Origin of the sequence: Streptomyces sp. URMC 129 (assembly GCF_051386415.1) — a bacterium.
In the GTDB taxonomy this organism is placed as follows: Bacteria; Actinomycetota; Actinomycetes; order Streptomycetales; family Streptomycetaceae; genus Streptomyces.
This window is the reverse complement of record NZ_JBPQTQ010000026.1, coordinates 16,757-32,462: the sequence shown is the minus strand read 5'-3', so window position 1 is coordinate 32,462 and position 15,706 is coordinate 16,757. Positions and strand designations below refer to the sequence as shown.

General features: G+C 75.3%; 14 protein-coding genes and 1 riboswitch. Of the genes, 10 read left to right on the top strand and 4 right to left on the bottom strand.

The annotated features are described in order from the left end of the window. The first annotated feature begins 21 nt into the window (after positions 1–21). A complete protein-coding gene (locus ACSNOC_RS08130) occupies positions 22–1,485 on the top strand; it encodes a DNA polymerase IV (RefSeq protein WP_436746596.1) in 1,464 nt (487 codons plus the stop codon). Here ACSNOC_RS08130 and ACSNOC_RS08125 read toward each other — a convergent pair. After that, positions 1,380–1,778 (bottom strand): PRC-barrel domain-containing protein, encoded by a 399-nt coding sequence (locus ACSNOC_RS08125; protein WP_436746595.1) that lies wholly within the window; start codon positions 1,776–1,778, stop codon positions 1,380–1,382. The two genes, ACSNOC_RS08130 and ACSNOC_RS08125, sit on opposite strands and share 106 nt — an antisense overlap. Before the next feature lie 136 nt (positions 1,779–1,914). Next, positions 1,915–2,012: riboswitch (glycine riboswitch) on the top strand. 185 nt (positions 2,013–2,197) lie between these two features. Between ACSNOC_RS08125 and gcvP the strand changes: the two genes are divergently transcribed. After that, a complete protein-coding gene (gene gcvP, locus ACSNOC_RS08120; protein ID WP_436746594.1) occupies positions 2,198–5,095 on the top strand; it encodes an aminomethyl-transferring glycine dehydrogenase in 2,898 nt (965 codons plus the stop codon). Between the two features lie 66 nt (positions 5,096–5,161). Here the strand turns inward: gcvP and ACSNOC_RS08115 are convergent, their stop codons facing one another. Then, positions 5,162–5,749: a hypothetical protein gene (locus ACSNOC_RS08115; protein ID WP_436746593.1), complete on the bottom strand. Its 588-nt coding sequence runs from the start codon at positions 5,747–5,749 to the stop codon at positions 5,162–5,164. 271 nt (positions 5,750–6,020) lie between these two features. Between ACSNOC_RS08115 and ACSNOC_RS08110 the strand changes: the two genes are divergently transcribed. Both ACSNOC_RS08110 and ACSNOC_RS08105 read left to right on the top strand, forming a co-directional pair. Next, positions 6,021–7,499 (top strand): glutamate--cysteine ligase, encoded by a 1,479-nt coding sequence (locus ACSNOC_RS08110; protein ID WP_436746592.1) that lies wholly within the window; start codon positions 6,021–6,023, stop codon positions 7,497–7,499. A 74-nt stretch (positions 7,500–7,573) separates the two neighbouring features. Then, positions 7,574–8,404 (top strand): CPBP family intramembrane glutamic endopeptidase, encoded by an 831-nt coding sequence (locus ACSNOC_RS08105; RefSeq protein ID WP_436746591.1) that lies wholly within the window; start codon positions 7,574–7,576, stop codon positions 8,402–8,404. Between the two features lie 19 nt (positions 8,405–8,423). On the opposite strand, the gene ACSNOC_RS08100 is transcribed toward ACSNOC_RS08105, so the two are convergent. After that, the gene (locus tag ACSNOC_RS08100) at positions 8,424–9,101 is read right to left on the bottom strand and encodes a DUF4232 domain-containing protein (protein WP_436746590.1); all 678 of its coding nucleotides are present in this window, start codon (positions 9,099–9,101) and stop codon (positions 8,424–8,426) included. A gap of 313 nt (positions 9,102–9,414) precedes the next feature. Between ACSNOC_RS08100 and ACSNOC_RS08095 the strand changes: the two genes are divergently transcribed. Further along, positions 9,415–10,119 (top strand): DUF5819 family protein, encoded by a 705-nt coding sequence (locus tag ACSNOC_RS08095; protein WP_436746589.1) that lies wholly within the window; start codon positions 9,415–9,417, stop codon positions 10,117–10,119. After that, on the top strand, positions 10,116–11,366 hold the full coding sequence (locus ACSNOC_RS08090; protein ID WP_436746588.1) for an HTTM domain-containing protein: 1,251 nt from the start codon (positions 10,116–10,118) through the stop codon (positions 11,364–11,366). The genes ACSNOC_RS08095 and ACSNOC_RS08090 overlap by 4 nt, the downstream gene beginning before the upstream one ends. Here the strand turns inward: ACSNOC_RS08090 and ACSNOC_RS08085 are convergent. Further along, positions 11,339–12,013 carry a pyridoxamine 5'-phosphate oxidase family protein gene (locus ACSNOC_RS08085; RefSeq protein WP_436746587.1) on the bottom strand — a complete coding sequence of 225 codons (675 nt, stop codon included), beginning with the start codon at positions 12,011–12,013 and terminating at the stop codon, positions 11,339–11,341. The genes ACSNOC_RS08090 and ACSNOC_RS08085 overlap by 28 nt on opposite strands. An 83-nt stretch (positions 12,014–12,096) precedes the next feature. Here ACSNOC_RS08085 and ACSNOC_RS08080 point away from each other — a divergent pair, with 83 nt between their 5' ends. The 4 genes from ACSNOC_RS08080 to ACSNOC_RS08065 are packed head-to-tail and all read left to right on the top strand — an operon-like array spanning position 12,097 to position 15,681. After that, positions 12,097–13,419, top strand: a complete 1,323-nt coding sequence (locus tag ACSNOC_RS08080) for an aminotransferase class I/II-fold pyridoxal phosphate-dependent enzyme (protein WP_436746586.1) — start codon at positions 12,097–12,099, stop codon at positions 13,417–13,419. A gap of 53 nt (positions 13,420–13,472) precedes the next feature. Continuing rightward, entirely contained in the window at positions 13,473–14,405 is a 933-nt protein-coding gene (locus ACSNOC_RS08075) for a LysR family transcriptional regulator (RefSeq protein WP_436746585.1), read from the top strand. 44 nt (positions 14,406–14,449) lie between these two features. Next, positions 14,450–15,283, top strand: a complete 834-nt coding sequence (locus ACSNOC_RS08070) for a HipA family kinase (RefSeq protein WP_436746584.1) — start codon at positions 14,450–14,452, stop codon at positions 15,281–15,283. Further along, positions 15,280–15,681, top strand: coding sequence for a DUF3037 domain-containing protein (locus ACSNOC_RS08065; RefSeq protein ID WP_436746583.1), 402 nt, complete (start codon positions 15,280–15,282; stop codon positions 15,679–15,681). The genes ACSNOC_RS08070 and ACSNOC_RS08065 overlap by 4 nt, the downstream gene beginning before the upstream one ends. The last annotated feature ends 25 nt before the right edge of the window (positions 15,682–15,706 follow it).

Here is a 15,706-nt window from a genome sequence, read left to right as displayed (position 1 = left end):
CCCTGCGGCACCATCGGGGGTGTGAGAGGCCGGCCGACCATCCTGCACCTCGACATGGACGCCTTCTACGCCTCGGTGGAGCAGGCGGCCAAGCCGAGCCTGCGCGGGAAGCCGGTGATCGTCGGCGGCCTGGGCCCGCGCGGGGTGGTGGCCACCGCCTCGTACGAGGCCCGCCGCTTCGGGGTGCGTTCCGCGATGCCGACGGCCCAGGCCCGGCGGCTGTGCCCCAACGGCGCGTATCTCGTCCCGCGCTTCGGGGTCTACCGGGGGATCAGCGAGATCGTGATGGGCCTGCTGGCCGAGCTGTCCCCGCTGGTGGAGCCGCTCAGCCTGGACGAGGCGTTCGTCGATCTGGCGGCCGGCGGCACCGCCGCCACCGGCGGCGAGGCGCGCCGCGCGGGGGAGCGGCTGCGGGCCCGGATCCGGGAGGCGACGGGGCTCAGCGGCTCGGTGGGGCTGGCCGGCTCCAAGATGCTGGCCAAGATCGCCTCCGAGCGGGCGAAGCCGGACGGACTGCTGCTCATCGAGCCCGGCACCGAGCGGGAGCTGCTGGCGCCGCTGCCGGTGCGGACGCTGCCCGGCATCGGCCCGGCCACCGCCGAGGTGCTGCGCAGGGCCGGTATCACCACCGTCGGGGAGACGGTGCGGGCCGGGGAGGCGGAGCTGCTGCGGCTGCTGGGCAGGGCGCACGGCGCGTCGGTGCACGCCATGGCGAACGGGGTGGACGAGCGGCCGGTGGTGGCCGACCGGGACACGAAGTCGATCTCCGTGGAGGACACCTTCGACGTCGACGTCACCGACCGGGCGCGGATCCGGTCCGAGGTGGCGCGGCTCGCGGACCGCTGCGTCGCGCGGCTGCGCGCGGCCGGGCGCTCGGGGCGCACGATCGTGCTGAAGGTCCGGCGGTACGACTTCTCCACCCTCACCCGCTCCGAGACGCTGCGCGGCCCGACGGACGACCCGGTCGTGGTCCGGGAGGCGGCCGACCGGCTGCTGGAGGGGGTGGACACCACCGCGGGGGTCCGGCTGCTGGGCGTCGGGGTGAGTGCCCTGGCCTCGTTCACGCAGGAAGACCTGTTCGCCCAGGCGGTGGAGGGGAGCCGGGAGGCGGCGGCCGAGCCGGAGCCGGAGGCGGGCAGGCCGGCGGAGGCCGGGCCGGAGGCGCCCCGGCGCTGGCTGCCGGGGCTCGACGTGGCGCACGAGCGGTACGGGCCGGGCTGGGTGCAGGGCAGCGGACTGGGCCGGGTGACCGTGCGGTTCGAGCGGCCCGGGTCGGAGCCGGGCCGGGTGCGGACGTTCGCCGTGGACGATCCGGAGCTGGCGCTCGCCGAGCCGCTGCCGCTGGCCGCCGCCGGGGCCGTTCAGGCCGTTCGGGCGGGTCAGTCCGTCCGGTCGGTCCGGTCCGGACCGTCGCCCGGGGAGGCGAGCCGGCCGAAGTCCTCGTCGGCGCCCTCGTCCCCGGCGCTGGGCACGTCGAGCCCGTAGTGGTGGTAGAGCCGCAGCTCCTGCTCGGGGGAGAGGTGGCGCCCCACCCCGAAGTCGGGCGCGTCTCTGATCAGCGCCCGTTCGAACGGCACCCGCAGCGCGTCGTCCACCAGCTCGCTCGGCTCCAGCGGCACGAACGCGTCCCGGGTGAACAGCCCGGTGCGCACCGCCGCCCACTCCGGCACCCCGGTGGCGTCGTCGAGGTACACCTCGTCCACCGTGCCGATCTTGGTGCCGTTCCGGTCGAACGCCTTGCGGCCGATCAGGCTCCGGGGGTCGATGTCGGTCTGCACGGTTCCTCCAACCGATCGCCACTCGTCAGGAAAAAGTCCTCTATGACATACGTAAGAGCACAATCCGCCCGCTGGCCAGTCGAGTGGCTCCCCCGTACCGCGCGAAGGGGGCGCTGGTAGGCTCGAAGACGGTTGACGACCTCGTGCGGGAGAGTCCCGGTGTCACCCGGCACCGGGCGCCGAAGGAGCAAACCCTCCCCGGAATCTCTCAGGCCCCCGTACCGCGCGAGGGAAGCCACTCTGGAAAGCAGGACGGCCCGCGGACCCGCCGGATCCGCGTCCGGCCTCACCGACGGTGCAAGCCGTGCCGCGCGAGTGACACGGCGAAGCTCTCAGGTCGACATGACAGAGGGGGAGGCCCGTCAGGCACGGCCGCCTGGCACCCCCGCGGGTCGTCGCGACCAGGAGGAGCCTCCGCAATGAACGTCCACCGCATTCCGTTGTCCGCCCTGGAGCAGGGCACGCCCTTCGCCGCCCGGCACATCGGCCCGGACGCCGCCGACGTGGCGAAGATGCTCGCCCACGTCGGCTTCGGCTCCCTGGACGAGCTGACCGCCGCCGCGGTGCCCGAGGCCATCCGCTCCACCGACGCGCTGCTGCTGCCCGACGCCCGCGACGAGGCCGCCGTCCTCGCCGAGCTGCGGGCGCTGGCGGCCCGCAACACGGTGCTGGACTCCATGATCGGCCTGGGGTACTACGGCACCTTCACGCCGCCGGTGATCCTGCGCAACGTCATGGAGAACCCGGCCTGGTACACCGCCTACACGCCCTATCAGCCGGAGATCTCGCAGGGCCGACTGGAGGCGCTGCTCAATTTCCAGACCGTCGTCACCGACCTCACCGGCCTGCCCGTCGCCGGCGCCTCCCTCCTCGACGAGGGCACCGCCGCCGCCGAGGCGATGGCCCTGGCCCGCCGGGTCGGCAAGGGCCGGGGCGGCGTCTTCCTGGTCGACGCCGACTGCCTGCCGCAGACCATCGCCGTGGTACGGACCCGCGCCGAGCCGACCGGCGTCGAGGTCGTCGTCGCGGACCTGGCCGACGGCATCCCCGGGGAGGTCGCCGAGCGCGGCATCTTCGGTGTGCTGCTCCAGTACCCCGGGGCCTCCGGCGCCGTCCGCGACCCGCGCGCCCTCATCGCGCGCGCCCACCAGCTGGGCGCCGTCGTCACCGTCGCCGCCGACCTGCTCGCCCTCACCCTCCTCACCCCGCCCGGCGCCCTCGGCGCGGACATCGCGGTCGGCACCAGCCAGCGGTTCGGCGTCCCGATGGGCTTCGGGGGGCCGCACGCCGCCTTCATGGCCGTCCGCGAGGGCTATGCCAGGAGCCTGCCCGGCCGCCTGGTCGGCGTCTCGCGCGACGCCGACGGCCGCACCGCGTACCGGCTCGCCCTCCAGACCCGGGAGCAGCACATCCGGCGCGAGAAGGCCACCAGCAACATCTGCACGGCGCAGGTGCTGCTCGCCGTCATGGCCGGGATGTACGCCGTCTACCACGGGCCGGACGGCCTGGCCGCCATCGCCCGCCGCGTCCACCGCTACGCCGCGCTGCTGGCCGCCGGGCTGCGCGACGGCGGCGTCGAGGTCGTGCACGACGCGTTCTTCGACACCGTCACCGCGCGGGTGCCCGGACGTGCCGCGGCCGTGGTGGCGGCGGCCCGCGAGGCCGGGGTCAACCTCCGCCTCACCGACGCCGACCACGTCGGCATCGCCTGCGACGAGACCACGGGCCGGGCGCAGCTCGCCGCGGTGTGGGCCGCGTTCGGCGTCGCGGGCGACGCGTTCGGCGTCGACGCGCTGGACGCCCGCACCCCCGACGCGCTGCCGGAGGCGCTGCTGCGCGCCGACGAGTACCTGACGCACCCGGTCTTCCACCGGCACCGTTCGGAGACCGCGATGCTGCGCTACCTGCGCCGGCTCGCGGACCGCGACTACGCGCTGGACCGCGGCATGATCCCGCTGGGCTCCTGCACCATGAAGCTCAACGCCACGGCCGAGATGGAGCCGGTCACCTGGCCCGAGTTCGCCGCGATCCACCCCTTCGCCCCGGCCGGCCAGGCCGAGGGCTATCTCGCGCTCGTCCGGGAGCTGGAGCAGCGGCTCGCCGAGATCACCGGCTACGACGCGGTGTCGCTCCAGCCCAACGCCGGCTCCCAGGGCGAGCTGGCCGGGCTGCTCGCCGTGCGCGCCTACCACCGGGCGGCCGGCCAGCCGCAGCGCACCGTCTGCCTGATCCCGTCCTCCGCCCACGGCACCAACGCCGCCAGCGCGGTGATGGCCGGCATGAAGGTCGTCGTCGTCGCCACCGGCGAGAACGGCGACGTCGACGCCGAGGACCTGCGTGCGAAGATCGCCCGGCACGCGGACGAACTGGCCGTGCTGATGGTCACCTACCCCTCGACGCACGGCGTCTTCGAGGCGGACATCACCGGCATCTGCGCCGCCGTGCACGACGCGGGCGGCCAGGTGTACGTGGACGGCGCCAACCTGAACGCGCTGGTGGGCCTGGCCAGGCCGGGCCGGTTCGGAGCCGACGTCTCGCACCTGAACCTGCACAAGACGTTCTGCATCCCGCACGGCGGCGGCGGACCCGGGGTCGGCCCGGTCGCCGTCCGCGCCCACCTGGCGCCGTACCTGCCGGGGCACCCGCTCCGGCCCGAGGCGGGTCCGGCGGGCGGCGGCGGGGGCCCGGTGTCCGCCGCGCCGTGGGGATCGGCCGGGATCCTGCCGATCTCCTGGGCCTATGTGCGGCTGATGGGCGCCGCCGGGCTGCGCCGCGCCACCCAGGTCGCGGTGCTCAGCGCCAACTACGTCGCCAAGCGCCTGGAGCCGCACTACCCGGTGCTGTACACCGGACCGGGCGGGCTGGTGGCGCACGAGTGCGTCATCGACGTCCGCCCGCTGACCAGGGCCACCGGCGTCACCATCGACGACGTGGCCAAGCGGCTCATCGACTACGGGTTCCACGCCCCGACCATGTCGTTCCCGGTGGCCGGCACGCTGATGATCGAGCCCACCGAGAGCGAGGACCTCGCCGAACTCGACCGGTTCTGCGAGGCGATGATCGCCATCCGCGCCGAGATCGCGCGGGTCGGCGCGGGGGAGTGGCCGCGCGACGACAACCCGCTGGTCAACGCCCCGCACACGGCGGCCCAGGTGAGCGGCGCGTGGGCCCACCCGTACAGCCGCCGCGAGGCGGTCTTCCCCGGCGGCACGGCGGAGGACGGCAAGTACTGGCCGCCGGTGCGCCGCATCGACGGCGCCTTCGGCGACCGGAACCTGGTCTGCTCCTGCCCGCCCGTGGCGGAGTACGCGGGCTGACGCGCGCCGGCGTCGCGGGACCGGGGCGCGCGCCGCGCCCCGGCCCCGGACGCCGTGCCGTTCGGGTCAGCTCACCAGATCGACGGCCTCCTGCGAGGCCGCCGGGGCCAGCCGGCCGGCCAGCAGCGGCAGCAGGACATCGGTCCTGACCGCCCGTTCGGCCGCGATGCCGGGCGGCGCGGGCGCCAGGGGCATCAGCAGGTCCTGCGGTTCGGGGCTGCCCCCGGTCGGGTCCGCGCCGGTGTCCGTGTGCAGCCACAGGGTCAGCATGTACAGCTCGGGCACGGAGAGCAGCCGCGGCTGGTAGGCCACGGGCAGAGAGCCCGCCAGGTGCAGGGCCCGCTCGGTCGACGGGATGTAAGGGCCCTCGCAGAAGTGCGAGAACGCCCAGCCGTCCGCCGTGAGCATGGTCTCGGCCGCGCCGACGGGTCGGCCGTCCCGTGCCAGTAAAAAGCGCCAGCCCGTCAGGCGGGCGCGCGGGGAGTCGGTCGCCCCGGTCACCGGCGCGAGCCGGTGCACGGGGAGAGGAAGGACGAGGTGCAGGTCTCCTCGCTCGATCTGCAGCGGAGCGGGTGCCCGCAGCGTCGTCGAGTTGAGGGCCGTGCGGACGCTGCGCTCGGCGGCAGCGGGAGCCGAGGGTATGTGCAGGGGCATGATGGGTCGCCTCTCGCTTCGGAGTAGGTCGCCTCTGGTAGGGGAGACACGCCGTGGCGGAGCTTATCGGAGAGTTGTTCTCTCCATGTTTCACCTAGCTGACCGGGAACGTTTCGGCAAGAGGGTATTCACGCCTCGGGGAGGCGTTCACCTCGCGAATTATCCCGGCGGAATATGCCACTTCCGGCGCGCGGGGGTGTTACCCGGCGCGCGGCCTGGGAAGGATCGTGGACGGCCCGCACGCGCCACCGCCCGACCGGGAGGAGCCCTCATGGGGGAGAAGGTCGTCGCCGACCGGTTCGACCTGGCCGCCAGGCAGCGGTTCCGCGCCCGGGTGAACGACTGCCTCGACGGGCTGCGGACGATGCTCCGCGAGGGCCGCTTCGAGGGGCCGCGCGACCGGCTCGGCGTCGAGGTGGAGCTGTGTCTCGCGGATTCCGGCGGCGCGCCCCGCATGGTGAACGACGACGTTCTCGCACGCATGGCCACGCGGGATTTCCAGACCGAGCTCGGTCAATTCACGATCGAACTCAATATGGCGCCGCGCCGGCTTTCCGGTCGCGTTTTCGACGATCTGGCCGAGGAGTTGCGCATCGCCATCGGCTATGCCGACCGAATGGCCGGTGAATTCGGCGCGCGGATCGTGATGACGGGGGTGCTGCCGACCATCACCGCCGAGGAGATGGTGCCCGGCACCCTGTCCCCGGGCGACCGGTACAGCCTCCTCAACGACCAGATCATGGCCGCGCGGGGGGAGAGCATCCGGCTGGACATCACCGGCGCGGAGACCCTCAGCAGGTCGTTCGACTCGATAGCGGCCGAGGCCGCCGCCACCTCCGTCCAGTTCCATCTCCAGGTCACGCCCGAGCGGTTCGGGGCGGTGTGGAACGCGGCCCAGGCCGCCGCGGCGGCGCAGACGGCCGTCGGCGCCAACGCGCCGTTCGTCTTCGGCCACGAGCTGTGGCAAGAGTCGCGCATCCCGTTCTTCCTCCAGGCGACCGACTGCCGCCCGCCCGAGCTGGCCGCGCAGGGCGTCCGCCCGCGGGCCTGGTTCGGGGAGCGCTGGATCGGCTCCGTCACCGACCTGTTCGAGGAGAACGTCCGGTACTTCCCGGCGCTGCTGCCGCTGGTCGCCGAGGAGGATCCCGGGGAGGTGCTCGCGTCCGGCGGCGTCCCGAGCCTGTCGGAGCTGACGCTGCACAACGGCACGGTCTACCGCTGGAATCGCCCGGTCTACGGCGTGGCCGACGGCGTGCCGCACCTGCGCGTGGAGAACCGGGTGCTGTCCACCGGCCCCACCGTCACCGACACCGTCGCCAACGCGGCCTTCTTCTACGGCCTGGTGCGGGGGCTGGCCGACGAGCCGGAACCGGTGTGGACGCGGCTGCCGTTCGCCACCGCCGAGCGGAACTTCACCGCCGCCTGTCGGCACGGCATCGAGGCGTCCTTCGGCTGGCCCGGCGAGGACGGCGAGGTGCCCGCCGCCCGCCTGATCCGCGAGCGGCTGCTGCCGGTGGCCGCCGCGGGCCTGGACGCGTTCGGCGTGGCCGCCGCGGACCGCGACCACTACCTGTCCGTGATCGAGGGACGGTGCCGGCGCCGGATCACCGGCGCGGGCTGGCAGACTCGGGTCTACCACCGAGCGGTGGCGAACGGAGCGGACCGGGCGACCGCCCTGCGGGAGCTCGTCCGGCGGTACTGCGACCTGGCGCGGACGGACGCTCCCGTGCACACCTGGCCGGCCGCGTAGGCACCCGCCCGCGGGCCCGGGCCGGGGCGGCGGCACGGGCGGGCACGGCCGGGGCGCCGGGGACGGGAGGCGGAGTGCGGCTCAGGCCGGAGCGGACGACGGACCCAGCGGACGGCGGGGAGCCGGCGCCCCCGCGCCGCGTGCTGCGCCGGGAGCTGCTGCTGGTGCTCGCGCTGTCGCTGGGCGCCAGCGCGGTCGGGGCGCTGATCAGCTTCACCGGCGTCGTCACCCGGCCCGGCGGGCTGAGCGACCAGGCCGCCACCCTCAACGGCTCCCGCGCCCCGGGCCGCCCCTGGCTCGACCTGGCCTGGCAGCTCTTCGGCATCACCACCGAGCTGGTGCCGGTGCTGCTCGTCGCCCACCTGCTGCTGCGCGAGGGCGGCGCCGGCGCGGCGTCCGCCGGCCCCGGGCTGCGGGCCATCGGGTTCGACGCGCGCCGGCCGCGCTCCGACCTGGCCCGGGGCGCGGTGGTGGCGGCCGGTATCGGCGGCGCCGGACTGCTGTTCTACCTCGGGGCGCACGCCTTCGGGGCCAGCCTCACGGTGGTGCCCGAGTCGCTGCCCGAGGTGTGGTGGAAGTTCCCGGTGCTGATCGCCTCCGCCGTGCAGAACGCCGTCCTGGAGGAGGTCATCGTCGTCGGCTATCTGCTGCGGCGGCTGGCCCAGCTGGGGTGGAGCCCGGGCCGGGCCCTGGCCGCGAGCGCGCTGCTGCGCGGCTCCTACCACCTGTACCAGGGCGTCGGCGGCTTCCTCGGAAACGTGGCGATGGGCGTGGTCTTCGTCTGGCTGTACCGGCGGTGGGGGCGGGTGATGCCGCTGGTCGTCGCGCACGCGCTGATCGACATCGTGGCGTTCACCGGCTACGCGGTGCTCGCCGGGCGGGTCGACTGGCTCCCCACCGCCTGACGCCGCCGCGCGCCGGGCGTCAGCGCGGGCCCTGGCCGGCCGCCAGCGGAAGCGTCTCGATGCGCCCGGCGCCGCACACCTCGCCGAGGTCCCACTCGGCGGTGACGCCCGTGTACTCCTCCGGCGGAATCACCTCCAGCGCCGCCGGGGCCGGGCCGCAGTCGCCGTCGGCCGGGTCCTCGGCACTCGGCACGACGCTCCAGTGGAGCTGCGCCCAGGCGGTGCCGCCGGGCAGGATCGTCAGCCGGTCCGGGTTCACCGTCCGGTCGCGGACGGTGGTGGTGGGGATCGCCTCGCCGTCGCCGGTGGTGAGCTGGAGACCGGGCCAGCCCTGGGTGCGGCAGGCGACGTCGGAGGAGTTGGTGAGGACGAGCGCCGCGTAGCGGTTGCCCGCGGCCGGCTCCAGCGCCCGCAGCGAGGCGGTGAGTGCCTCGGGGGCGCACCACGGCGGGCCGATGCCGTCGTCGTCGGCCAGGCCGGAGTGGCCCGACGGGTCGGCGCCGGTCGTGCCGGTGTCCGCGCCGGTGTCCGTGCCGCCGGTCGTCTCCGTCGCGGAGGGTGCCGGGGCGTCGTCGGCCGCGGCGGACCGGTCGGACGGGTCGTCGTCGGCCGCCGGGTCGCCGGAGTCGGCGCAGCCCGCGACGGCGAGCGCGAGGAGCGCGGCACAGGCGGCGGCACGCAGGGGAGGGGATGCCATCTCGGTCCTCCGGTGGGGGAGTTCGGTCGGGACGGAGGAATGTCGTCGGGTTTGACGTACCCGCCCCCCGACGGGTTCCCGTCCCGCCGCGCCCGCACGCCTGCCGGACCGTCAGGCCCGCGTGAAAGCCCCGGCGTCCGGGTCCCCCGGTGCCCGGAGACGTTGCCCTGATGTCTCATCAGCGCGTGAGCAACGCGGCGGCGGACTTGGTCGGCGGGGCCAAACCTTGTGCGGCGGGGAGGCGTCCGGGGGCCGTCCCGGCCTAGCGTGCCCGGGACGTCGTCCGGACCATGACTGTGGGGGGTCATCCGACATGGAACCGACCGAGCCGTCGGCACGGACGGGAGACGCGCGGGCCGGGGCGCCCCGGTTCAGCGCGCTGCCGCCGGCCGCCCGGGCGGTGATCGCCGTCGCGGCGGCGGCCGTCGCCCTCGTGACCGTCGCGCACATGGCCGCGCTCCTGTTCTTCGTCGCCCCGGAGGGCAACACGGCCATGGAGCAGCAGGGGGATCTGATCCGCGACTGGGTGGAGCCGGAATTCGCCCAGAACTGGAAGCTGTTCGCGCCGGAGCCGACCACGACCAACGTCCACGTCCAGGTGCGCGCCGAGATCCGGGGGGTGAGCGGCCCCGAGGTCACGGAGTGGATCGACCTGACCGCCAGGACGCAGGACGACATGCGGTACCACCCGCTGCCCAGCAAGACCATGAACACCCAGCTCCGCCGGGCCTGCGCCCAGTACCTGAAGTCGCACGAGGCCGATGGCACCGCGACCTCCGGTTACGGCACCCTCACCGAGATCCACCTGTACCGCCTCGCGCTCCAGCGGATCGACGGGGACGTCGATCCGGACACCGTCGAGAGCCTCCAGGTCCGTCTGGAGCGGACCCGGCCCCCGGCCATGCCGTGGACGGACGACAGCGTCAGCCGGACGCCCGAGTACACCGAGATGGACTGGCGGCCCGTCGGCTCGCTGGACCTCTCCGACGACGACGGGACCGAGGAGGCGTCCTCATGACCGCACCCGGCGACACCGCGGCCTCCCCCACCGGGACCCGCCCCGAGCCGCCCGCGGCGGCCGGCGGCCGGCCCGGCACGGAGCCGCCCGGCCCGCTCACCCGCCGGCTGGACGAGCTGACCGCCCGCGCCCTCGGCCCGTACCAGACCGCCATGGTCCGGATCGGGTTCTCCTTCACCTGGCTCGTCGTGCTCCTCCGCGAACTGCCGTACCGGCACGAGCTGTACGGCCCGGACAGCGCCTGGGGCATGGACCTGGCCGAGCGGACCATGGCCAGGCCCAACGGCAGCGTCCTGATGTGGTCCGGCTCCGACGCGTGGTTCGAGTGCGTCTACTTCCTCGGGATCCTCGCCGCCGCGGCCATGTTGCTGGGCTGGCGCACCCGGACCGCGTCGGTGATCGTGATGCTGCACGTGGTGTCCCTCGTGGCGCGCAATCCCTCCGCCGGCGACAGCGGCGACGGCGTCCTGCGGCTGCTCGCGATCTACCTGGTGTTCACCCGCTGCGCCCAGGTCTGGTCGCTGGACGCGCGCCGCCTCGCCGCGCGGCCGGAGGGCCCGGCCCGGACGCGCGGCCCGCGCGCCTGGGACCTGCCCGGGGTCGTGCTGTGGCTGGCGGCCGGCTCCGGCCTCGCCGTGGCGGCGGCGGGCGGGTACCTGGACAGCCCCCGGTGGGCCGTCCCGCTCTGGGGCCTGTGGGCCGTCCAGGCGCTGTGGTGGGCGGCGGTCCGGTGGGCCGGGCCCACGCTGCGCGCGGTGCCCGACGCCATCGGCAACCTGGTCCACAACGCCGCGCTGCTGATCATCATGTTCCAGGTCTGCCTGATCTATGCCGCGGCCGGGTGGTACAAGATCCAGGGCTCCCTCTGGCAGGAGGGCACGGCGGTCTACTACACGCTGAACGTCGACGACTGGATGCTGTGGCCGGAGATCGCCCGGGAGATCACCGACACCTGGCAGCTCGTGCTGCTGCTGACGTGGGGAACTGTGTTCGTGCAGGTGGCCTTCCCGTTCACGCTGCTCAGCCGCCGGCTGAAGAACGTGATGCTGGTCGTCCTGCTCGGCGAGCACATCGGCATCGGGCTGCTGATGGGGCTGCCCTACTTCTCGATGGCGATGATCGCCATGGATTTCGTCTTCCTCCCCACGGCGTTCCTGCTGTACCTCGACCGCCGGGGCCGGCGGCTCCCGCACCGGCTGCCCCGCCTCCTGCCGCGCCGTCAGCCCCGGGCGAAGGCGGTCAGATAGCCGGGGGCCGGGGCGCGTTCGCCGTCGGCGGGGACGGGCGCGCCGTAGGCGGTGGCCACGGGCAGGACGCCGCTCCAGTGGGGCAGCGCCATGTCCTCGGGGTCGTCGTTGGGGCCCCCGGCGCGGACCTTGGCGGAGACCTCCGCGAGGTCGAGCACGAGGACGGCGGTGGCGGCCAGCTCGCGGGCGTTGGCGGGGCGGCAGTCGGCGGCCCGGCCGGGCACGACGGCGTCCACCAGCGCGTCCAGGGCGCGGTCCTTCTCCGCCGCGCCGGTCACCTGGCGGGCCGTGCCGTGCACGACCACGGACCGGTAGTTGACCGAGTGGTGGAACGCGGAGCGGGCCAGCACCAGCCCGTCGACATGGGTGACGGCCAGGGACACCGGCAGGCCGGGCCCGGAGCCGGGCCCGGCGGCGCGCAGCGGCCGGGAGCCGGTCGAGCCGTGCACGTAGAGCCGTTCCCCGTCGCGCGCGTAGAGCGTCGGCAGGACGGCGGGGGCGCCGTCGCGGACGAAGGCGAGGTGGCACAGGTAGCCGGCGTCGAGGATCGCGTGCACCAGCTTCCGGTCGTAGGAGACCCGTTCGCGGGACCTGGTGGGGGTGGTGCGCGGGGTGGGCGGGTAGGCGGGGGCGCCGGTCGGCGGCATGGAGAGTCTCCTCGTGCTCGTCGGACGTCGGGTCGCGCGTGCCGGACTTGCGCCGCGCTTTGAACTAGTGCAAACTGCTCTTTGTGCTAGGAGAATACCGGATCGAGGGGCGGCGCGCCTCCGATATCGCCGCCAGCGTCGAACGGGGTGTCGGCGCGGGCGCGTTGCGCCCCGGCGAGCACCTGCCGCCGCTGCGCGAGCTGGCGGCCCGGCTCGGCGTCAACCCCAACACCGTCGCCGCCGCCTACCGCACCCTGCGCGAGCGCGGCGTGATCGAGACGGCGGGCCGGCGCGGCAGCCGCGTCCGCGCCCGGCCCGCCAGCACCGCCCGCGAGGCGATCGGCGTCGAAGCCCCGCCCGGCGTCCGCGACGTCGCCCAGGGCAACCCCGACCCCGCCCTGCTGCCGCCGCTGGGCCCGGCGCTCGCCGCTGCCGCCGCCCGCGCGCCCGTGCTCTACGGCGCCCCGCCGCTGAGCGAGGAGCTGGCCCGCGCCGCGCGGGCCGCGTTCGAGCGGGACGGCGTGCCCGGCGACCGGATCGCCGTCACCTCCGGCGCGCTCGACGCCGTCGAACGCGTCCTCGCCGCCCATCTGCGCCCCGGCGACGCCGTCGCCGTGGAGGATCCCGGGTGGGCGAGCTTCCTCGACCTCGTCCCGGCGCTGGGCCTGCGCACCGTGCCGGTCCCCGTGGACGACGACGGGCCGCTGCCGGGACCGGCCGAGCGCGCGCTGCGCCAGGGCGCCCGCGCCCTGGTGGTCACCTCCCGCGCGCAGAACCCCACCGGTGCCGCCGTCCCGGCCGCCCGGGCCGCGGAGCTGCGCGCGGTGCTGGCCGCCCACCCCGGGACGCTGCTCATCGAGGACGACCACGGCGACGGCATCGTCGACCTGCCGCCGCATCCGCTCGCCGGCGTCACGCGGCACTGGGCGCTGGTGCGGTCCACCGCCAAGGCGTACGGGCCCGACCTGCGGCTCGCCGTGCTCGCCGGGGACGCCGTCACCGTCGACCGGGTCCAGGGGCGGCTGCGGCTCGGCCCCGGCTGGGTCAGCCACCTGATCCAGGACACCGTCGCCCGGCTGTGGCACACCGGCGCGGTGGACCCCGCGCGCGTCGCGCGGTCGTACGGCGCGCGCCGGTCGGCGCTCGTCGACGCGCTCGCGGCGCGCGGCGTCGCCGCCCACGGGCGCAGCGGCATGAACGTCTGGGTGCCCGTGCCCGACGAGACCGGCGCCGTCGCCCGCCTGCTCCACTCCGGCTGGGCCGTCGCCCCCGGCGCCCGGTTCCGGCTGGCCGCGCCGCCCGGCGTCCGGCTGACCGTCTCCGCCCTCGGCGCGCCGGACATCGAGCCGCTGGCCGACGCGGTGGCCGACGCCGTGCGCCCGCCCGCCGCCCGCCGCTACGACTGACGACCGTTCAGCAGCGGTACACCGTCGGGCCGTGCCCGCGTAGCATCGCTGACGTGCTGAACATCGACCGGCTCCGCGTCCTGCACGCCATCAGCAACCACGGCTCCGTCAGCGCCGCCGCCGACGCCCTGCACGTCACCACCTCGGCGGTGTCCCAGCAGATCGCCAAGCTGGAGCGCGAGACCGGCCAGCGGCTGCTGGCGAAGAACGGCCGCGGCGTGCGGCTCACCGACGCCGGGCGGCTGCTGTCCGAGCACGCCGAACGCATCCTCTCCCAGGTCGAACTGGCCCACGCCGACCTGGAGGCCCAGCGCGGCCAGGCGGTCGGCGAGCTGCTCATCGGCGCGTTCGCCACCGCCGCCCGCGGCCTGTTCCCGCCCACCCTGGCCGCCCTCGCCGACGCCCAGCCCCGGCTTCGCACCCGGCTGCGCGAGATGGAGCCGGAGGACGCGCTGCGCGACCTCCAGCGCGGCGACATCGACCTCGCCGTCGTCCTCGACTGGTACAACCGGCCGCTGGCGCTCCCCGGCGGCCTGGCACGGCAGACCCTCCTGGACGACGTGGCCGACGTCGCGATGCCCGCCGGCCACCGGCTGGCGGGCCGGGAGCGGGTCGACCTGGAGGACTTCGCCGGGGACGCCTGGATCTCCTGGCCGCCCGGCGCGATCTGCCACGAGTGGCTGATGTTCACCCTGCGCGGCCGGGGCGTCGAACCCCGGCTGGTCCACACCGCCGCCGAGCACCACACCCAGCTGGCGCTGATCGCCGCCGGGCTCGGCGTCGCCGTCGCCCCCCGCCTCGGCCGCGACCCGGTGCCGGCCGGTGTCGCCGTCGTCCCGGTCCGGGACACCATCACCCGCCGCGTCTACGCCGTCTGGCGCGCCGGCGCCGACCGCAGGCCCTCGATCCGGGCCGCGGTCACCGCGCTGCGCGCCGCGGCGGAGCGGACGAAGGACCGGGCGGGGACCCGGGCCGGGGCCGCCTGACGGGGGCCGTCCGGGCGGCGGCGCCCCCGATCTAACCTGGGGGGATGCTGCGCGAAACGTTCGCGACCCGGTATGTCACCCCCCTGCGGGAGGGCGGCTCGCTGCCGGGCATCGTGGAGGCCGACGACCTCGGCACGTACGTCATGAAGTTCACCGGCGCCGGCCAGGGCCGCAAGAGCCTGGTCGCCGAGGTGATCTGCGGCGAGCTGGCCCGCCGCCTGGGGCTGCGCGTGCCCGAGCTGGTCCTGATGCGGCTCGACCCGGTGATCGGGCGGAGCGAGCCCGACCAGGAGGTGCAGGAGCTGCTGAAGGCGAGCGGTGGCCTCAACCTCGGCATGGACTTCCTGCCCGGCTCGCTCGGCTTCGACCCGCTCGCCTACGCGGTGAGCGCCACCGAGGCGGGCCGCGTCGTGTGGTTCGACGCCCTCGTCAACAACGTCGACCGCTCCTGGCGCAACCCCAACCTGCTGGTCTGGCACGGCGATCTGTGGCTCATCGACCACGGCGCCGCCCTGATCTGGCACCACAACTGGCCGACCGCCGCCGCCTCCGCCGTCCGCCCCTACGACGCCTCCGACCACGCCCTGGCGCCCTTCGGCCCCGACCTCGCCGCTGCCGCCGCCGACCTCGCGCCCCTGGTCACCGGCGAACTGCTGGGCTCCGTCCTGGCCGACGTCCCCGACGCCTGGCTCGACGGCGAGCCGGGCTTCGACACCGCCGACGCCGTGCGCGACGCCTACGTCACGGCGCTGTCGGCCCGCGCCCGCGCCGTCTCCGGCAACATCACCCTCGGCGCCCCGAGCCAGGACCGGCCCTCGCGGGCGCCCGGCTGGCTGACCGGCCGGCCTCCGCACCGGACGAGCGGAGCCGCCCGGTGAGCGCGGTGCACACGGCCGTCGGCCGGGAGGTGTTCGAGTACGCGGTGCTGCGCGTCGTCCCGCGTGTGGAGCGCGGCGAGTCCATCAACGCGGGCGTCGTCCTGTACTGCCGGGCCCGGTCCTTCCTCGCCGCCCGCACCCATCTGGACGTGGCGCGGCTGCGCGCGCTCGATCCCGCGGCGGACGTCACCGGCGTGCGCGCCGCGCTGCACGCCGCCGAGTGCCTCTGCCGCGGGGGCGCGGCGGCGGGCCTCGCCGCCGGGGACGACGCGGGGCGTCGTTTCCGCTGGCTGATCGCCCCGCGCAGTACCGTCGTGCAGCCGGGCCCGGTGCACACGGGTCTGACCGCGGACCCCGCCGCCGAGCTCGACCGCTTGCTCGAGGTGCTCGTCCGTTGACAGATGGTGCCCCGGTTCCTAGCGT

What these genes read in the sequence shown, in the direction of transcription:
- ACSNOC_RS08100 (WP_436746590.1), bottom strand. Translation starts at nt 9,101, where the DNA reads ATGGCATCCCCTCCCCTGCGTGCCGCCGCCTGTGCCGCGCTCCTCGCG.
- ACSNOC_RS08095 (WP_436746589.1), top strand. Translation starts at nt 9,415, where the DNA reads ATGGAACCGACCGAGCCGTCGGCACGGACGGGAGACGCGCGGGCCGGG.
- gcvP (WP_436746594.1), top strand. Translation starts at nt 2,198, where the DNA reads ATGAACGTCCACCGCATTCCGTTGTCCGCCCTGGAGCAGGGCACGCCC.
- ACSNOC_RS08115 (WP_436746593.1), bottom strand. Translation starts at nt 5,749, where the DNA reads ATGCCCCTGCACATACCCTCGGCTCCCGCTGCCGCCGAGCGCAGCGTC.
- ACSNOC_RS08090 (WP_436746588.1), top strand. Translation starts at nt 10,116, where the DNA reads ATGACCGCACCCGGCGACACCGCGGCCTCCCCCACCGGGACCCGCCCC.
- ACSNOC_RS08085 (WP_436746587.1), bottom strand. Translation starts at nt 12,013, where the DNA reads ATGCCGCCGACCGGCGCCCCCGCCTACCCGCCCACCCCGCGCACCACC.
- ACSNOC_RS08110 (WP_436746592.1), top strand. Translation starts at nt 6,021, where the DNA reads ATGGGGGAGAAGGTCGTCGCCGACCGGTTCGACCTGGCCGCCAGGCAG.
- ACSNOC_RS08070 (WP_436746584.1), top strand. Translation starts at nt 14,450, where the DNA reads ATGCTGCGCGAAACGTTCGCGACCCGGTATGTCACCCCCCTGCGGGAG.